Below are 16,018 nucleotides of genomic sequence, written 5' to 3'. Positions count from 1 at the left end.
TCGGCGCTCACCTACTGCTTGTCGAAGCGCGGGGTGTCCTGCGGCTGCTGCTGGGGCTGCGCCTGGCCGCTGCCGCCCTCGAGCGCCTGCCGGTCGGCGGACGTGCCGCCGGCCAGTTCGGCCTTCATGCGCTGCAGCTCCAGCTCTACATCCGTACCACCGGAGAGCCGGTCCAGCTCGGCCTGGAGGTCGTCCTTGTGCATGCCCGAGGGGTCGTCCAGCGCGCCGGAGGCCATCAGCTCGTCGAGCGCGCCGGCGCGGGCCTGCAGCTGCGCGGTCTTGTCCTCGGCCCGCTGGATGGCCAGGCCGACGTCGCCCATCTCCTCGGAGATGCCGGAGAACGCCTCGCCGATCCGGGTCTGGGCCTGGGCGGCGGTGTAGGTGGCCTTGATGGTCTCCTTCTTGGTGCGGAAGGCGTCGACCTTGGCCTGCAGGCGCTGGGCCGCCAGGGTGAGCTTCTCCTCCTCGCCCTGGAGCGTCGCGTGCTGGGTTTCGAGGTCCGTCACCTGCTGCTGCAGGGCGGCCTTGCGGGACAGCGCCTCACGGGCGAGGTCCTCGCGGCCCAGGGCGAGCGCCTTGCGGCCCTGGTCCTCCAGCTTGGTGGACTGCTGCTGCAGCTGGTTGAGCTGGAGTTCCAGGCGCTTGCGGGAGGTGGCCACGTCGGCGACGCCGCGGCGGACCTTCTGCAGCAGCTCCAGCTGCTTCTGGTACGAGTAATCGAGGGTCTCGCGCGGGTCCTCGGCCCGGTCAAGGGCCTTGTTCGCCTTCGCGCGGAAGATCATCCCCATACGCTTCATGACACCGCTCATGGGCTTCGCGCGCCCCCTTCTGACGGACTCCGGCTCCAGCTCTGCGACAAGACCCACAGTACGGGCCCTGCCTCCATTGACGCACTGTTCGGGGACGGATGCGCTCATCCCCAAGGACGACTGCGGCCGACTCCGCTCCGGCGGAGGGAGGAGAGCGGACCCCGACCGCGGCGCCCCACGGCGCCCCTTCTGTCCTTGTAGAGACGTCTGGCGTTGCGGGATCGTTCCCCGCCGGGCTGGGGTCCATGCGGGTCATGCCCTTACCCTTGGTTTTTGTGTTCCGTAGCCGTGCCAAGGAAGAGAAGGCCCCCGGCGCCGATCAGGCGGCGGTAGACCTCTCCAAGCAGCCCCGCGACCCGCAGGCCCCGAAGGGCAGGCCCACTCCCAAGCGGAGTGAGGCCCGTTCCCAGCGCCGCAGTGTCGCCACCACGCCGACGAATCGCAAGGAGGCCGCCAAGCGGCAGCGCGAGGAGCGCCGCGTCACGATGGAGCGCCAGCGCCAGGCGCTGGCCAGCGGTGACGAGCGCTATCTGCCGGCCCGGGACAAGGGCCCGGTGCGTCGTTTCGCGCGCGACTTCATCGACTCCCGCTTCAACATCGCGGAGTTCTTCCTCCCGATGGCCGTGGTCATCCTCGTGCTGAGCATGGTGCGCGTGGGGGCCCTTCAGAGCATCGCGCTGCTGCTCTGGCTGATCGTGATCGTGCTGATCGTGCTCGACTCGATCGTCACGGGCTTCCGGCTGAAGAAGCGGCTGGCCGAGCGCTTCCCCGACCAGAACAAGCGCGGCGCGGTGGCCTACGGGCTGATGCGCTCGCTTCAGATGCGCCGGCTCCGGCTGCCCAAGCCGCAGGTCAAGCGCGGAGAGCGGCCCTGAGCACGACACCGTTCACCGGGGGCGCGGCCGAGGCCTGGCTGAGCAAGCTGGGCGGGCTGCGGGACGTCGTCCGCCAGGAACTGGTGGCACGGCAGCTGGACGAGCAGATAGCCGGGCGGTTCCCGATCGGGCAGCGGCTGCGGGTGCTCGACGTGGGGATGGGGCAGGGCACGCAGGCGCTGCGACTGGTCCGGGCCGGGCACAAGGTGACCGGTCTGGAGCAGGACCGCACGATGATCGCCGCGGCCCGGGAGATGCTCGCCGGTGAGCCGGAGGGCATCCGGGAGCGGATGCGGATCATCGAGGGCGACGGCCGGGACACCGGCGTGCACTTCCTGCCCGGCAGCTTCGACGTGGTGCTGTGCCATGGCGTGCTGATGTACGTCGAGGAGCCCGACCCGCTGGTGGCGGGGCTGGCCCGGATGCTCGCCCCGGGCGGGCTGCTGTCGCTGCTGGTGCGCAACGGCGACGCGCTGGCGATGCGGCCGGGGCTGTCCGGCGACTGGGCCGGGGCGCTGGCCGCGTTCGACACGACCGCCTATCGCAACCGCCTCGGCATGGACGTACGCGCCGACCGGCTGGCGACGCTGACGGCCACGCTCGCCGGGATCGGCGCGCCCCTGCACAGCTGGTACGGGGTGCGGGTCTTCACCGACACGGCGGCGGACGGCGCCGAGGCGCCCGCCGACCTCGACACCCTCCTCACGGTCGAGGAGAAGGCCGGCCGCACGGACCCCTACCGGGGCGTCGCGGCGCTGCTGCATCTGTGCGGGGTGCGCGGCTGACGGTTTCGGTCCGTTGCGTCGGGTGGGCCGCTCGTTCGGGTGAGCTGCGCGGGCCGGGGGGCCGCCCGGGCGTGAGACTCGGGCCATGGACGTTTCCCGTGCCGCTGCCGCCCGTCTCCGGTTCGCAGTCGCCGTCTGTGTGTGCGGCGTCCTGCTGTTGTCCGGGTGCTCCGGCGTCACCTCGTCCCGCGAGGAGAACGCGACGGCACAGGCGGCGCAGCCCGCCGCGGCCGGCCGGGCGGGGACCGACCTCCAGTCCGCCTATCTGAAGGTGATCCGGGAGGTACTGCCCTCCGTCGTGCAGATCCAGGCGAGCAACGACCTCGGCTCGGGCGTGGTGTACGACGACAAGGGGCACATCGTCACCAACGCGCACGTCGTCGGCGACGAGAAGACCTTCAAGGTGACGACGGCCAACAGCGGCGAACCGCTCACCGCGACCCTGGTCTCCTCCTACCCGCAGCAGGATCTCGCCGTCGTCAAGCTGGACAAGGTGCCGGCCGGGCTGCGGGCCGCGACGTTCGGCGACTCGGCCAAGGTGGAGGTGGGGCAGATCGTGCTCGCCATGGGCTCGCCGCTCGGTCTGTCGTCCAGCGTGACGCAGGGCATCGTCTCGGCGACCGGACGGACCGTCACCGAGAACAGCAGCGGCGGGGGTACGGGCGCCACCATCGCCAACATGGTGCAGACGTCGGCGGCCATCAACCCCGGCAACAGCGGCGGCGCGCTGGTCAATCTGGAGGGTCAGGTCGTCGGCATCCCGACGCTGGCCGCCGTCGACCCGCAGCTCGGCGGCAGTTCGGCGCCCGGCATCGGCTTCGCGATCCCCGCGTCGATGGTGAAGACGATCGCGGGTCAGATCGTCAGCAGCGGCAAGGTGACCGACTCGGGCCGCGCGGCGCTGGGCATCACGGCCCGCACGTTCGTCGACGACAGCTTCCAGCCCGCCGGGGTCGTGGTCGTCGACGTCGTCAGCGGCGGCGCCGCCGACACGGCGGGCCTGCAGGCCGGGGACGTCATCACCAAGGTGGGCACCACCACCATCACCACCATCACCTCGCTCGCCGAGGCGCTGGCCACGGACAAGCCGGGCCAGAAGACGACGGTGACGTACAAGCGGGAGGGCCGTGAGAAGACGGTGGACGTGACGCTCGGCGAGCAGTGACACGGCGCCCGGGGGCGGTCGGCCCGCCCCCCGGGCGCCGCTTTCCTACGACTCGTCCGCGTGCAGGCTCATCGGGCCGTAGATCTCCGTGGCGTCCTCGAACAGCCGAACCTGGTCCGCGCCGCCCTCCGCCAGGGCCTTCCAGTTCTCCCCGATCCAGGACTCCGCGTCGCCCTGGGTGGTGAACTCCTCCGGCTGCACCGCGGGCTGGACCTCCGTCCCGTCGGCCTTCTCGAACCGCCACGTCCATGCCGCCATGTACGCCTCCCGGGTGTGAGTACCTGCTCCGGCGGACGCCGGATCTTGGTCCGGCTCCTGCCCGCAGCGTATGCGCTCCGCCGGGTGAGCCGCCAAGAGACCGCAGGTGATTGGTCAAAATGCGGGTGGTGGGCTGGTCTCGCCCACGCGGCCGAGCCGCGTATCGAGCGGGCCCCGAGCCCCCTGGGGGGCTCCGTGACGCGAGCCGGGCGAAGACCGGAGAAAATCATGGCGTGGACGTGACTCTGCTCGGTACCGGTGCCCCCGCGGGACTGCCCCGCCCCGACTGTCCCTGCGCCGGCTGCGCGACCTCGCTCGGCGGCGACGCGCGGGCGGCGACCGCTGTCCTGGTGAACGGCACCCTGCTGCTGGATCTCACCCCGGGCGCGGCGTTCGCGGCGGCCCGGGCCGGGCATTCGCTGGGCGGGGTACGGCAGGTGCTGCTGTCGCATCCGCACGACGGGCCGCCGGTGGAGGTGCCGGCCGGGCTGCCGCAGCCCGGGCGGGTGCCGGACGGGCGGGAGCTGGCGCTGCTGACGGGGCATCGGGTGCGGGCGCTGGCGATGGACACGCCGGGCACGGGATACGCGGTGACCGGTCCCGAGGGGCAGCGGCTGCTGTATCTGCCGCCGGGCTGCGCGCCGGCCGGGCTGGAGGCGGCTTCCGGTCCGGCGGCGCCGTACGACATGGTGCTGGCGGACGTCGTGGGGCGGCCGGACGCGCTGGCGCGGCTGCGGGCGGTGGGCGCGGTGGGGCCGACCACGGACGTCGTCGCGGTCCACCTCGACCACGATGTGCCGCCGGGCCGCGAGCTGTCGCGGCGGCTCGCGGCGGCGGGCGCGCGGGCGGTGCCGGACGGGACGACGCTGGTGGTCGGGGCGTACGAGGACGTACCCGACGTACCGCGGCGGACGCTGGTGCTGGGCGGGGCCCGGTCGGGCAAGTCGGTGGAGGCGGAGCGGCGTCTGGAGGCGTTCCCGGACGTGCTGTACGTGGCGACGGGCGGCGCCCGGGACGGGGACGCGGAGTGGGCGGCGCGGGTGGCGCTGCACCGGGAGCGGCGGCCGGGGTCGTGGCGCACGGCGGAGACGGTCGACCTGGTGCCGCTGCTGCAGGAGGGGGGGCCGCCGGTGCTGATCGACTGTCTGTCGCTGTGGCTGGCCCACGCGATGGACTCGGTCGGGGCGTGGGAGGACGGGACGTGGGCCGGTGGCGGTGAGCGGGCCCTGCGTGAGCGGGTGGCGGCGCTGGCTCGGGCGGTGCGCACGGCGCGGCGGACGGTGGTACTGGTGTCCAACGAGGTCGGCTCCGGCGTGGTGCCGGCCACGGCGTCGGGGCGGCGCTACCGGGACGAACTGGGCCGGCTGAACGCGGCGGTCGCCGGCGAGTGCGAGCAGGTGGTGCTGGTCGTGGCCGGGCAGGCGCTGGTGCTGCGCGGCTGAGCCCGGGTCAGTTCTTCCGGGCGATGACGCGGTACGTCGGTGACCAGGCGCGGGGTCTCTTCGTCAGCAGGGTGCAGCCCCGGTCCGTCAGTTCGGTGTGCACGTCGGCGGGTCTGAAAGGGCTGTTGCGGGTGTGGAGTTCGACGACGAGGTGGCCACCGGGGCGCAGGGCGGTGAGGGCGGCGGTCAGTTCCCGGCGCGGGTCGGCGCTGTGTTCCAGGTGGTGGAGCAGGGTGACGACGTCGTAGCGGCCGGTCAGCCCGGTGTCGGTGAGCCGGCCGACGTAGGCTTCCTCGACGCGTTCCGCGGCGCGCGCCCACAGCACGCGGGGGGCGGGGCCGACGCCGTCGAAGGAGGTGTACGGGAAGAACTCCCGTGCCGCGTCCGGGAACGCGCCGTCGCCGGTGCCCACGTCGAGCCAGCTCTCGGGCTCCGCGACGAGGCGGGCGAGGCGGCGGGCCAGAGCCCGCAGGCGGTGCCGGCCGGTCAGCAGCGCCGAGCCGCACCACGGGCACTGCGCGCGCGGTGCCGGTGGCTGCAGCGGGGTGGGCGGGAGGCTCGGCATGGGTGGAACGGCCGGCAGGGGCGGAACGGTCGACATCGGCGCCTCCCAGACGACAATCCGTGGCAAAACGGAACGTACGGGACCGCCTTCCGGGGTGCAACGACGCCATGCCCGCGGGGTCACGGCGTGGCGCGGTCGTGTTCGACCGGTGCCGGTACTGTTCGGCGAATGAGCTCGCTTAATCTCGACGACTTCACCGATCTCATCGAGCGCCCCGACGGCGGGGTGCGCCGCGACGCGGAGGCCCGCCGCGAGCGTCAGATCGTGCCGGCCGGAGCGCTGGGACGCCTGGACGAACTGGGCGAGTGGCTGGCCGCGGCGCAGGGCGTCGTGCCGGTGCGCCCCGTCGCACATCCCCGGGTCGTGCTGTTCGCCGGCGACCACGGGATCGCCGGGCTGGACGTCTCGGCGCGCCCCGCCGGTACCGCGGCCGCGCTGGTGCGGGACGTGCTGGAGGGCGCCCGGCCGGTGTCGGTGCTGGCCCGGCAGCTCGGCGTCCCCGTGCGGGTGGTCGACATGGCGCTGGACTGCGCGCCGGAGGAGCTGCCCGCGGACGTCGTACGGCACCGGGTGCGGCGCGGCAGCGGCCGGATCGACGTCGAGGACGCGCTCACCCTCCAGGAGGCGGAGGCCGCTTTCCGGGCCGGTGTCGCGGTGGCCGACGAGGAGGCCGACTCCGGTACGGATCTGATCGTGCTCGGCGACGTCAGCGTCGGCGGGACCACGGCGGCCGGGGTGCTGATCGCGGCGCTGTGCGGGACCGACGCGTCGGTGGTGACCGGGCGGGGCGGGCTGGCCATCGACGATCTGGCGTGGATGCGCAAGTGCGCGGCGATCCGGGACGCGCTGCGCCGGGCCCGGCCGGTGCTGGGCGACCAGTTGCAGTTGCTGGCGACCGTGGGCGGCGCCGACCTGACGGCGATGACGGGCTTCCTGCTGCAGTGCGCGGTGCGCAAGGTGCCGGTGATCCTGGACGGCGTGGTGACCGCGGCGTGCGCGCTGGTCGGGCAGCGGATCGCGTTCCGGGCGCCGGACTGGTGGCTGGCCGGGCACACCGGCGGGGAGCCGGGGCAGGCCAAGGCGCTGGACCGGATGGCGCTGGAGCCACTGCTGGACCAGGGCGTGCGGGTCGGCGAGGGCGCCGGCGGCCTGCTCGCGCTGCCGCTGGTGCAGGCCGCGGCGGCCCTCGCGGCGGAGCTGCCGGAGAAGGACATCAAGGAAGACGGCGAAGACGACACCGTCAACGCAGAGAACGCAGGCGCAAACAACGCAGACATCTAGACAACGCCGAAAGGTCCGCTTCGGTGGACGAAAGCGACGCGGAGTAGCGACCACCCCGGGCAGAGCAAATGGGGCGGTTTACCCCAATAGCGGCCATATGATCCCCGGTCATGGGAGAGAGCCGCATCGCACGTCGGGCCGCCGCCTTCGCCGTCTGGTATCTGCGCGCCGTCGCCTTCGTCAACTTCCTGAGCGCGGTGTGGGTCTCCCTCGGGCAGGACGTACGGCGGCACAACCAGGAGAACCTCTTCACGCCCTACCTGCTGACGGCCGGGTTCGCGTCGGGTGTCTTCACCGCGTTCCTGGCCGTCACCATGCGGCGGCGCAAACGGGCCGCGTGGATCTTGAACCTGGTGCTCGGCGGGGCGTTCCTCGCGCTGTTCGTTCTGGCCATGGCGCTGCTGCCGGAGATCCGGCGCTCCGCTCAGAACTGGGTGTCGCTGGCCCTGACCGCGGCCTTCGTCGCCGCGCTGCTCGCCGGCCGGCGTGAGTTCTACGCCAAGGGCGACCGGTCCAACCCCCGGCTCGCCGCCGTGGTCGCCGCCGGTGGCGGGCTCGCCGCGTCGCTGCTGGCGGCGCTGCTGGTGACGGTCACCAACCAGGCGGCGGACGCCGGCCGTTCGACGTTCGCCTCCCGCTGGCGGTACGGCACGCTGCGGCTGGTCTCGGTCGCCGCGGACGACTCCCGCTTCCCCGGCCTGTCGACGCCCACCTGGGTGGACGTGGCGGTCAACGTGCTCAGCACGGCCCTGGTGCTCGCCGTCCTGTACGCCGCCTTCCGCTCCCGGCGCGCCGTCGACCCGCTCACCGCGGAGGACGAGAAGGGGCTGCGGGAACTGCTGGAGCGGCACGGGGAGCGGGACTCGCTCGGCTACTTCGCGCTGCGCCGCGAGAAGAGCGTGGTGTGGTCGCCGACCGGGAAGGCGGCCGTCGCCTACCGGGTGCTCGGCGGGGTGTCACTGGCGTCCGGGGATCCGCTGGGCGATCCGGAGGCGTGGCCGGGGGCGATCGAGCCGTGGCTGGCGCAGGCCCGCGCGCACGGCTGGATCCCGGCGGTGATGGGGGCGAGCGAGGAGGCCGGGACCGTGTACGCGCGGCACGGCCTGGACGCGCTGGAACTCGGCGACGAGGCGGTGGTCGAGGCCGCCGAGTTCACCCTGGAGGGGCGGGCCATGCGCACGGTGCGGCAGGCCTGCAACCGGGTGCGGCGGGCCGGGTACACGGTGCGGATCCGGCGGCACGAGGAGATCCCGGCGGACGAGATGACGTATCTGGTACGCCGCGCCGACGACTGGCGGGACGGGGCCACCGAGCGGGGCTTCAGCATGGCGCTGGGGCGGCTCGGGGACGGCGACGACGGCCGGTGCGTGATGCTGGAGTGCCATGACGCCGAGGGCCGGCTGAGGGCGCTGCTGTCCTTCGTGCCCTGGGGTCCGAAGGGGCTCTCCCTGGACCTGATGCGACGGGACCGGGACTCCGACAACGGCCTGATGGAGTTCATGGTCATCGAACTGCTGCGGCGGGCCGGCGAGATCGGGATCACCCAGGTCTCTCTCAACTTCGCGATGTTCCGCTCGGTCTTCGAACGTGGCGCACGTCTCGGCGCCGGGCCGGTGCTGAGGCTGTGGCGGTCGCTGCTCAGCTTCTTCTCCCGGTGGTGGCAGATCGAGTCGCTCTACCGCGCCAACGCGAAGTACCGGCCCATCTGGGAGCCCCGGTTCCTGCTCTTCGAGAAGAGCGCGGACCTGCTGCGCATCGGCCTCGCCTCGGCGCGCGCGGAAGGCTTCCTGGAGGCGCCGGGGCTGCCGAAGTGGCTGCACCGTACGCATTTGGAGACCCGCAGATGAAGCACCTCGCCCGCTGGGCCCGCGCCGAATGGGGACTGCTGTACGTCACCGTGCGCGAGCCGCTGCTCAAGCGGCACTGGCGGGCGGCTCCGATGACGTCGGCGGCGGTGTGCCTGACAGCCGTGCTCCAGTTCGTGCAGAACCAGCCCTGGGGCTTCGGCGTCGTGCAGGCCGCCGGCGCCGTGCGTGCCGAGGACCCCCTCTGGCTGGCCCTGCTGCGCACGCCCCTGTCCCTGTACGTGCCCGCGCTCGACCTGCCCGTATGGGGCGCGCTGGCCCAGATCCTGCTGGTGTTCGGCATCGCCGAGCTGTGCCTGGGCTGGTGGCGGACCCTGGTCATCGCCTACGCCGCGACCCTGGCCGGCACCCTCTACGCCCGCCTCGGCATCTGGCTCGGCCCGCACAGCCCGCTCGGCCTGCCCGCCTCCGACGCCCAAGTGGTCGACACGGGCCCGTCGGCGGCCGTGGTGTGTCTCGCGGTGTACCTGTGCTGGCGCTACGGGGCCCATGTCACGGCCGCAGCGGTGACCGTGGCGATGATCGCCGAGGTGCTGGTGAAGGAGAACCTGGCCGGCAAGGAGCACCTGGCCGCGCTCGCGGGCGTGGTGGTGCTGTGCGCGGCGGCGCAGTGGCGGCGGCGTCACCGGCGTTCGACGGTCCGGGCCGGCTCGGGATCCGGTTTGCCGCCGAGCCAGTCCTGGACGGCACGGCGGGGCCGGGACCAGCGCAGGTCGTGGCGGTACGCGCGCAGTCCGGCCTTGGCCCGGGCGCGGGGACGGCGGCGGTAGAGGCGCTTGGCCCACAGAGAGCCGGGACGGGCCAGCCGTACGGCGCCGATCAGCGCGATGAAGGGGATGATCACGCCGATGACGGCCATGCGGCCCTTGCCCTTGGCGAGGGCGATCAGCGAGAAGAGGAAGTTCACCCCGACGGTCAGGATGACCTGCCCCCGGTCCTGCAGCTCCCCCTGGCTGAGGTCGTTGACGCCGAAGGGTGCGAAGCCGACGAGGACCAGCCCGACCAGCGCGGCGGTGAAGACGACGAGTTCGACGCTCTGGCGGCCCGCCTCGCTCCAGTAGACGTCGTCGAGGTGCAGGATCAGCGCGAACTCGTCCAGGACCAGCCCGGCGCCGATGCCGAAGACGACCGCGGCGAGGCCCGAGCCGAAGCCGTGCTGCCCACCGGCGACCGCGCCGAAGCCTCCCACGACGGTGAGGACGACCCCGGGGACGACGTGGTGGACGTGCACCCCGCCCGCCTTCACATTGCCGAAGGGGCCCTTGCCTGCCCGGATCAGCCGGGTGATGAGCCGGGTGACCAGAAAGGTCAGCACGAAGGCTGTCAGGGCGAGGAGCAGGGGCAGCTTGCCCGGCTCCACGACGTTGCGCACCCACCAATGCCCCATATCCGCACTTTAGTCGCGCCCGCCCCCGGCCGCCGTCCGTGCCCGCGCGCCCCCCGGATACCCTGCGCCGGTGTCCACGACCCCCTCCCCCCTCGACGGCCTGCGGTTCGCCTTCGGCACGCTCACCGTCCTGCCGGTCACCGTCACCCGCTGGGACCGCGGAGCCGCGCGCGGCGGCATGCTGGCCGCGCCCGTCGCCGGCCTGGTCGTCGGCGCCCTGGCCGCCGGCTGCGCGCTCGCCCTGCTGGCCCTGGGCGCCGGCGCGCTGCTCGCCTGCGCCGCCGCGGCCGCCGTCCCCGCCGTACTGACCCGGGGACTGCATCTGGACGGGCTCGCCGACACCGCGGACGGGCTGGGCAGCGGCAAGCCCGCCGAGGACGCGCTGCGGATCATGAAGCAGTCGGACATCGGGCCGTTCGGCGTGCTCACGCTGGTCTTCGTGCTGCTCGTCCAGGTCGCGGCGCTCGCGCAGCTCTACGGCGGCTCCTGGGGCCGTGGCACGCTGGCCGCCCTCGTCTCGGCCGCCGCCGCCCGGCTGGCGCTGACGCTGGCCGCCCGGCGAGGAGTCCCGGCCGCCCGTCCCGAGGGCCTCGGCGCCGCCGTGGCCGGGGTCGTACCGGCGGGCGGCGCGGCGGGCGCCGCCGCCCTGGTCACCGCTGCCGCCGCGGCGGGCGGCGCCCTCCTCGGCGCATACGACGCGCTGCGCGCCGCTCTCGCGGTGCTGCTCGCGCTCGCCGCCGCCGAACTCCTGCTGCGGCACTGCGTCCGCCGCTTCGGCGGGGTCACCGGTGACGTGTTCGGCGCGCTGGCGGAGACGGCCGCAACGGTCGCCCTGCTGGTGCTGTGCCTGGGTCGGTAATCTCTTCCGCCGTACACGGATGGTGATCGATCGGGGGACCGTCATGCCCAAGCTGCGCCGTGCCGTGGCCTGGTTCATCGACTTCGCGCTCGTCGTCGCGGCGGCGTCGGCGCTCGCGGTGCTCACCTTCCACCGGATATCCGCGCTCGTCACCGACGTGCCCGAACTGGCCACCCGCGGCGGCCTGGATCTGCTGACCTCGCGCGGCGACGTGCTCGGCGCCTCCGAGCACCTCGGGTCGTCGCTGTGGCACAAGGTGGTGCTGTACATGGAGCAGGCCTTCGCGGTGCTGGTGCTCGCCACGTTCGCCTACCAGTGGGCCTGCCTCGCCCTCCTCGGGCGCACCGTCGGCAAGGGCGTGCTCGGTCTGAGGGTGGCGGAGGCCGCCCCGCGCCGGGCCGCGCTGCGCGCCGCCGTCACCACGGCCGCCGACGTCGCCGTGTACGCGGTGGCCTGCGTGCTGCTGATCGAGGGGCACTTCGCACTGTCGTTCCTGGTGTGGGCGCTGGCGGTGCTGCTGTTCCTGGTCAACGCGCTGCCGGTGTTCTCCCCCAGCCGGCGTTCGCTGGCCGACCGGATCGCGGGGACGGCGGTGACGGGACTGGGTCTCAGCAGGGCCGGCGTCACGCCCCCGGCTCGTACTTCTTGAGCATCGAACTCGGCCCCAGGCGGCGCGACGCCGCGCAGAAGCGGCTCGTCGGCAGGTCCCCGACGGCCTCGCGCACCCCGCCGACGTCCGTCGAGACGGTCGTACGGCCGCAGGACATGGCCTCGATGAGCGAGAACGGGAAGCCCTCGGAGGTGGAGGACAGCATCACGACGCGGCCGGCGGCGTAGGCGCGCAGGAGGGTCTCCAGGTCCTTGATCGGGTCGATGCGGCCGCACCGGCTGAGGGTCGACGCTCGTGTACGGGATGCCGGTGCTCCTGAGCTGGCCGGTGATGGCCGCGACGGAGCTGCTCCCGTCGTCCACGACCAGCACCTTCCAGGTCGATGCGCGGCGTGGTGGCCGCCGCGGCGCCGGGCGCCGCCGGCCCCAGTGCCGTCGTGGCCGCCGCCGTCACCAGGGCAGCCGTGGTTCTGCGCGCACTGTGCGCCATGCCGCGCTCTCCCCCCAAGGGCCCCCCGCTCGTTGTGACCGGGACGCGGAGGATCCGTGGAAATGATGCGAAGCGATGAGGTCGGTACTCACCGCAACCCGATGAGTGTGACTCAGGTCATCAGGTGCGAGGATCGGGAAATGGCCATGACGCCACCGACAGGTGAACGCTCGCAGGAGTGAGCGAACGGGCCCGCGAGCGTAGGCTCCCTCCAGGTGTCCCGCCGGTCCGCCGCGCCGGTCAGGACACCCCGGTGGGGACCGCCTCCCGGACCCGGATCTAGTGTCGGCCGTCGGGTCCGGTCGAACCCACACCACTCGGCCGCAGGAACTTCACATCGGAAGCGAGATATCACCACCGTGACTGCTCTCACTCTCAGCACCGCCGCGGCGTCCGGTCTGCGGGCCGACGCGATCGTGATCGGTGTCGCCAAGGGCACCCGATCCAAGTCCGGCGACCTGGTCGTCGCACCGGGCGCCGAGGCCGTGGACAAGGCCTACGACGGGCGGCTCGCCGCCGTCCTGGAGACCCTCGGGGCCTCCGGTGCCGAGGGCGAGGTGACGAAGCTGCCGGCGCCGGCCGGGTTCAAGGCACCGCTCGTGATCGCGGTGGGCCTGGGCACGGAGCCGGAGAAGGACGAGACGTACGACGCCGAGGCGCTGCGCCGGGCCGCCGGCGTGGCCGCCCGCACCCTGACCGGGACGAAGAAGGCCGCGTTCGCGCTGCCGCTGACCGACGCCGCCGACGCCGGCGCCGTCGCGGAGGGCGTGCTGCTCGGCGCGTACTCCTTCGACGTCTACAAGCAGAACGGCCGTCAGGCCAAGAACGACGCGAAGGCCAAGAACGGCAAGGCGCCGCTCGCCGAGGCCGTGCTGCTCGGCGGCAAGCCGCGCGACGCCGCGTACAAGGGCGCGCTGGCCCGCGCCACCGCGGTCGGCGAGGAGCTGAACCGCGCCCGCGACCTGATCAACACCCCGCCGAACGACCTCACCCCGCAGTCCTTCGCCGCGATCGCGCAGACCGCGGCCAAGGAGCACGGCATCAAGGTGCAGGTGCTCGACGAGAAGGCGCTCACCAAGGGCGGCTACGGCGGCATCCTCGGCGTCGGAGGCGGCTCCGCGGCCGCTCCGCGCCTGGTGAAGCTGTCCTACACCAGCTCCAAGGCCAAGAAGCACCTCGCCTTCGTGGGCAAGGGCATCACCTACGACTCGGGCGGCATCTCGCTGAAGCCGGCCGGTCACAACGAGACCATGAAGTGCGACATGAGCGGTGCGGCGGCCGTCTTCGCCGCCGTCGTCGCCGCCGCGCGCCTCGGCCTGGAGGTCAACGTCACCGGCTGGCTGGCGCTGGCCGAGAACATGCCCTCCGGTTCCGCCGTGCGCCCCGGTGACGTGCTGCGCATGTACAGCGGCAAGACGGTCGAGGTGCTCAACACCGACGCCGAGGGCCGGCTGGTGCTGGGCGACGCCCTGTGGGCGGCGTCGGAGGAGAAGCCGGACGCGATCATCGACGTGGCCACGCTGACCGGCGCGATGATGCTGGCGCTGGGCAGCCGGACGTTCGGCGTCATGGCCAACGACGACGCGTTCCGCGCCGCGGTGCACGAGGCCGCGGAGGAGGTCGGCGAGCCGGCCTGGCCGATGCCGCTGCCGGAGCACCTGCGCAAGGGCATGGACTCCCAGGTCGCCGACATCGCCAACATGGGTGAGCGGATGGGCGGCGGCCTCGTCGCCGGTCTCTTCCTGCGCGAGTTCGTCGGCGAGGACATCCCGTGGGCGCACCTCGACATCGCCGGTCCGGCGTTCAACGAGGGCGGGCCGTTCGGCTACACGCCGAAGGGCGGCACGGGCACGGCGGTGCGGACGCTGGTCCGGGTCGCGGAGCTGGCCGCGGCCGGTGACCTCGGGTGATGTCCGGTTCGTAGGTCGCCTGTCGGCGCCGTACGACGCACTCCGCCGCGTTGGGCTGATCGCGCCCACGCGGCGGAGCCGCATGTCGATCCGGCCCCGCGCCCCTCTGCGTCGGCATCCGCCCCGTCGCTCACCAGGGAACGTGGGACGTCTCACACACCGGCCCGGCGTCTCGATCCCGTCCGACAAGTGCAAAGATGGAGCCCGGCAGGACAGGGCCCCTACCCGAGGGCCGAAGAACGAGCGGCCGGACACCAGCCGCCTGCCGGTCATCGACGACCGGCGTACGGCGCACATGCATGGAGGACGTGACGTGGCGAACGACGCCAGCACCGTTTTCGACCTAGTGATCCTCGGCGGTGGTAGCGGTGGTTACGCCGCGGCCCTGCGCGGGGCTCAGCTGGGCCTGGACGTCGCCCTGATCGAAAAGGACAAGGTCGGCGGTACCTGCCTGCACCGGGGTTGCATCCCCACCAAGGCCCTGCTGCACGCCGGTGAGATCGCCGACCAGGCGCGCGAGAGCGAGCAGTTCGGTGTCAAGACCACCTTCGAGGGCATCGACATCGCGGGTGTGCACAAGTACAAGGACGACGTGATCTCGGGCCTGTACAAGGGCCTGCAGGGTCTGGTCGCCTCCCGCAAGGTGACGTACATCGAGGGTGAGGGCCGCCTGGCGTCGGCCACCTCCGTCGACGTGAACGGTCAGCGCGTCCAGGGCCGCCACATCCTGCTCGCGACCGGCTCCGTGCCGAAGTCGCTGCCGGGCCTGGAGATCGACGGCAACCGGATCATCTCCTCCGACCACGCCCTCGTCCTGGACCGCGTGCCGAAGTCCGCGATCGTCCTGGGCGGCGGCGTCATCGGCGTCGAGTTCGCCTCCGCGTGGAAGTCCTTCGGCTCGGACGTCACGATCATCGAGGGCATGAAGCACCTCGTCCCGGTCGAGGACGAGAACTCCTCCAAGCTGCTCGAGCGCGCCTTCCGTAAGCGCGGCATCAAGTTCAACCTGGGCACCTTCTTCCAGAAGGCCGAGTACACCCAGGACGGCGTCAAGGTCACCCTCGCCGACGGCAAGGAGTTCGAGGCCGAGGTCCTGCTGGTCGCGGTCGGCCGCGGGCCGGTCTCCCAGGGCCTGGGCTACGAGGAGGCCGGCGTCGCCATGGACCGCGGCTACGTCCTGGTCGACGAGTACATGCGCACCAACGTTCCGACCATCTCCGCCGTCGGTGACCTCGTCCCGACGCTCCAGCTCGCACACGTCGGCTTCGCCGAGGGCATCCTGGTGGCGGAGCGGCTGGCCGGTCTGAAGACCGTCCCGATCGACTACGACGGTGTCCCGCGGGTGACCTACTGCCACCCGGAGGTCGCCTCCGTCGGCATCACCGAGGCCAAGGCCAAGGAGATCTACGGCGCGGACAAGGTCGTCGCTCTGAAGTACAACCTGGCGGGCAACGGCAAGAGCAAGATCCTGAAGACCGCGGGCGAGATCAAGCTCGTCCAGGTCAAGGACGGTGCCGTGGTCGGCGTCCACATGGTCGGTGACCGTATGGGCGAGCAGGTCGGCGAGGCCCAGCTGATCTACAACTGGGAAGCGCTGCCGGCCGAGGTCGCCCAGCTCGTCCACGCCCACCCGACGCAGAACGAGGCGCTCGGCGAGGCCCACCTGGCACTGGCCGGCAAGCCGCTGCACGCGCACGACTGATCAGCCCTCGGGCGCG

At 72.7% G+C, this 16,018-nt stretch carries 14 protein-coding genes and 1 pseudogene; 10 read left to right on the top strand and 5 right to left on the bottom strand.

The window, feature by feature from the left end:
• Positions 1-11: 11 nt before the first annotated feature.
• The gene (locus ACF1GV_RS04445; RefSeq protein WP_391677739.1) at positions 12-797 is read right to left on the bottom strand and encodes a PspA/IM30 family protein; all 786 of its coding nucleotides are present in this window, start codon (positions 795-797) and stop codon (positions 12-14) included.
• Positions 798-1,054: 257 nt separating this feature from the next.
• Here ACF1GV_RS04445 and ACF1GV_RS04440 point away from each other — a divergent pair, with 257 nt between their 5' ends.
• From ACF1GV_RS04440 to ACF1GV_RS04430, 3 genes are all read left to right on the top strand, one after another.
• Positions 1,055-1,684, top strand: a complete 630-nt coding sequence (locus ACF1GV_RS04440) for a DUF3043 domain-containing protein (protein WP_391677737.1) — start codon at positions 1,055-1,057, stop codon at positions 1,682-1,684.
• 83 nt (positions 1,685-1,767) lie between these two features.
• On the top strand, positions 1,768-2,469 hold the full coding sequence (locus tag ACF1GV_RS04435) for a methyltransferase domain-containing protein (protein WP_363268316.1): 702 nt from the start codon (positions 1,768-1,770) through the stop codon (positions 2,467-2,469).
• A gap of 85 nt (positions 2,470-2,554) precedes the next feature.
• Positions 2,555-3,634: a S1C family serine protease gene (locus tag ACF1GV_RS04430; RefSeq protein WP_391677735.1), complete on the top strand. Its 1,080-nt coding sequence runs from the start codon at positions 2,555-2,557 to the stop codon at positions 3,632-3,634.
• A gap of 45 nt (positions 3,635-3,679) precedes the next feature.
• Here the strand turns inward: ACF1GV_RS04430 and ACF1GV_RS04425 are convergent, their stop codons facing one another.
• On the bottom strand, positions 3,680-3,892 hold the full coding sequence (locus ACF1GV_RS04425) for a hypothetical protein (RefSeq protein WP_363268318.1): 213 nt from the start codon (positions 3,890-3,892) through the stop codon (positions 3,680-3,682).
• A gap of 233 nt (positions 3,893-4,125) precedes the next feature.
• Between ACF1GV_RS04425 and ACF1GV_RS04420 the strand changes: the two genes are divergently transcribed.
• Positions 4,126-5,334, top strand: a complete 1,209-nt coding sequence (locus ACF1GV_RS04420) for a bifunctional adenosylcobinamide kinase/adenosylcobinamide-phosphate guanylyltransferase (protein ID WP_391677733.1) — start codon at positions 4,126-4,128, stop codon at positions 5,332-5,334.
• Positions 5,335-5,341: 7 nt separating this feature from the next.
• Here ACF1GV_RS04420 and ACF1GV_RS04415 read toward each other — a convergent pair whose 3' ends face one another.
• Entirely contained in the window at positions 5,342-5,899 is a 558-nt protein-coding gene (locus tag ACF1GV_RS04415) for a class I SAM-dependent methyltransferase (RefSeq protein WP_391677730.1), read from the bottom strand.
• 168 nt (positions 5,900-6,067) lie between these two features.
• Between ACF1GV_RS04415 and cobT the strand changes: the two genes are divergently transcribed.
• Positions 6,068-7,180, top strand: coding sequence for a nicotinate-nucleotide--dimethylbenzimidazole phosphoribosyltransferase (gene cobT, locus ACF1GV_RS04410; protein ID WP_391677728.1), 1,113 nt, complete (start codon positions 6,068-6,070; stop codon positions 7,178-7,180).
• Positions 7,181-7,290: 110 nt separating this feature from the next.
• Positions 7,291-9,027 carry a phosphatidylglycerol lysyltransferase domain-containing protein gene (locus ACF1GV_RS04405; RefSeq protein WP_391677726.1) on the top strand — a complete coding sequence of 579 codons (1,737 nt, stop codon included), beginning with the start codon at positions 7,291-7,293 and terminating at the stop codon, positions 9,025-9,027.
• 640 nt (positions 9,028-9,667) lie between these two features.
• On the opposite strand, the gene ACF1GV_RS04400 is transcribed toward ACF1GV_RS04405, so the two are convergent.
• A complete protein-coding gene (locus ACF1GV_RS04400; RefSeq protein ID WP_391677724.1) occupies positions 9,668-10,432 on the bottom strand; it encodes a hypothetical protein in 765 nt (254 codons plus the stop codon).
• Positions 10,433-10,502: 70 nt separating this feature from the next.
• Here ACF1GV_RS04400 and ACF1GV_RS04395 point away from each other — a divergent pair, with 70 nt between their 5' ends.
• Together ACF1GV_RS04395 and ACF1GV_RS04390 are read left to right on the top strand one after the other, a co-directional pair.
• Positions 10,503-11,291, top strand: a complete 789-nt coding sequence (locus ACF1GV_RS04395) for an adenosylcobinamide-GDP ribazoletransferase (RefSeq protein WP_391677722.1) — start codon at positions 10,503-10,505, stop codon at positions 11,289-11,291.
• A 43-nt stretch (positions 11,292-11,334) separates the two neighbouring features.
• Positions 11,335-11,940 (top strand): RDD family protein, encoded by a 606-nt coding sequence (locus ACF1GV_RS04390; RefSeq protein ID WP_391677720.1) that lies wholly within the window; start codon positions 11,335-11,337, stop codon positions 11,938-11,940.
• Positions 11,941-11,995: 55 nt separating this feature from the next.
• Here ACF1GV_RS04390 and ACF1GV_RS04385 read toward each other — a convergent pair.
• Positions 11,996-12,286: pseudogene (locus ACF1GV_RS04385) on the bottom strand (glycosyltransferase); the annotation flags it as partial.
• 463 nt (positions 12,287-12,749) lie between these two features.
• Here ACF1GV_RS04385 and ACF1GV_RS04380 point away from each other — a divergent pair.
• Complete coding sequence (locus tag ACF1GV_RS04380) at positions 12,750-14,300, top strand: leucyl aminopeptidase (RefSeq protein ID WP_391677718.1); 1,551 nt, start codon at positions 12,750-12,752, stop codon at positions 14,298-14,300.
• Between the two features lie 313 nt (positions 14,301-14,613).
• A complete protein-coding gene (lpdA, locus tag ACF1GV_RS04375) occupies positions 14,614-16,002 on the top strand; it encodes a dihydrolipoyl dehydrogenase (RefSeq protein WP_391677716.1) in 1,389 nt (462 codons plus the stop codon).
• Positions 16,003-16,018: the final 16 nt, after the last annotated feature.

The organism is Streptomyces sp. NPDC014006 (assembly GCF_043088925.1).
GTDB lineage: Bacteria > Actinomycetota > Actinomycetes > Streptomycetales > Streptomycetaceae > Streptomyces.
This window is presented reverse-complemented; position numbering and strand designations above follow the sequence as displayed.

What these genes read in the sequence shown, in the direction of transcription:
- ACF1GV_RS04445 (WP_391677739.1), bottom strand. Translation starts at nt 797, where the DNA reads ATGAAGCGTATGGGGATGATCTTCCGCGCGAAGGCGAACAAGGCCCTT.
- ACF1GV_RS04440 (WP_391677737.1), top strand. Translation starts at nt 1,055, where the DNA reads ATGCGGGTCATGCCCTTACCCTTGGTTTTTGTGTTCCGTAGCCGTGCC.
- ACF1GV_RS04430 (WP_391677735.1), top strand. Translation starts at nt 2,555, where the DNA reads ATGGACGTTTCCCGTGCCGCTGCCGCCCGTCTCCGGTTCGCAGTCGCC.
- ACF1GV_RS04425 (WP_363268318.1), bottom strand. Translation starts at nt 3,892, where the DNA reads ATGGCGGCATGGACGTGGCGGTTCGAGAAGGCCGACGGGACGGAGGTC.
- ACF1GV_RS04415 (WP_391677730.1), bottom strand. Translation starts at nt 5,899, where the DNA reads ATGCCGAGCCTCCCGCCCACCCCGCTGCAGCCACCGGCACCGCGCGCG.
- cobT (WP_391677728.1), top strand. Translation starts at nt 6,068, where the DNA reads ATGAGCTCGCTTAATCTCGACGACTTCACCGATCTCATCGAGCGCCCC.
- ACF1GV_RS04405 (WP_391677726.1), top strand. Translation starts at nt 7,291, where the DNA reads ATGGGAGAGAGCCGCATCGCACGTCGGGCCGCCGCCTTCGCCGTCTGG.
- ACF1GV_RS04400 (WP_391677724.1), bottom strand. Translation starts at nt 10,432, where the DNA reads ATGGGGCATTGGTGGGTGCGCAACGTCGTGGAGCCGGGCAAGCTGCCC.
- ACF1GV_RS04390 (WP_391677720.1), top strand. Translation starts at nt 11,335, where the DNA reads ATGCCCAAGCTGCGCCGTGCCGTGGCCTGGTTCATCGACTTCGCGCTC.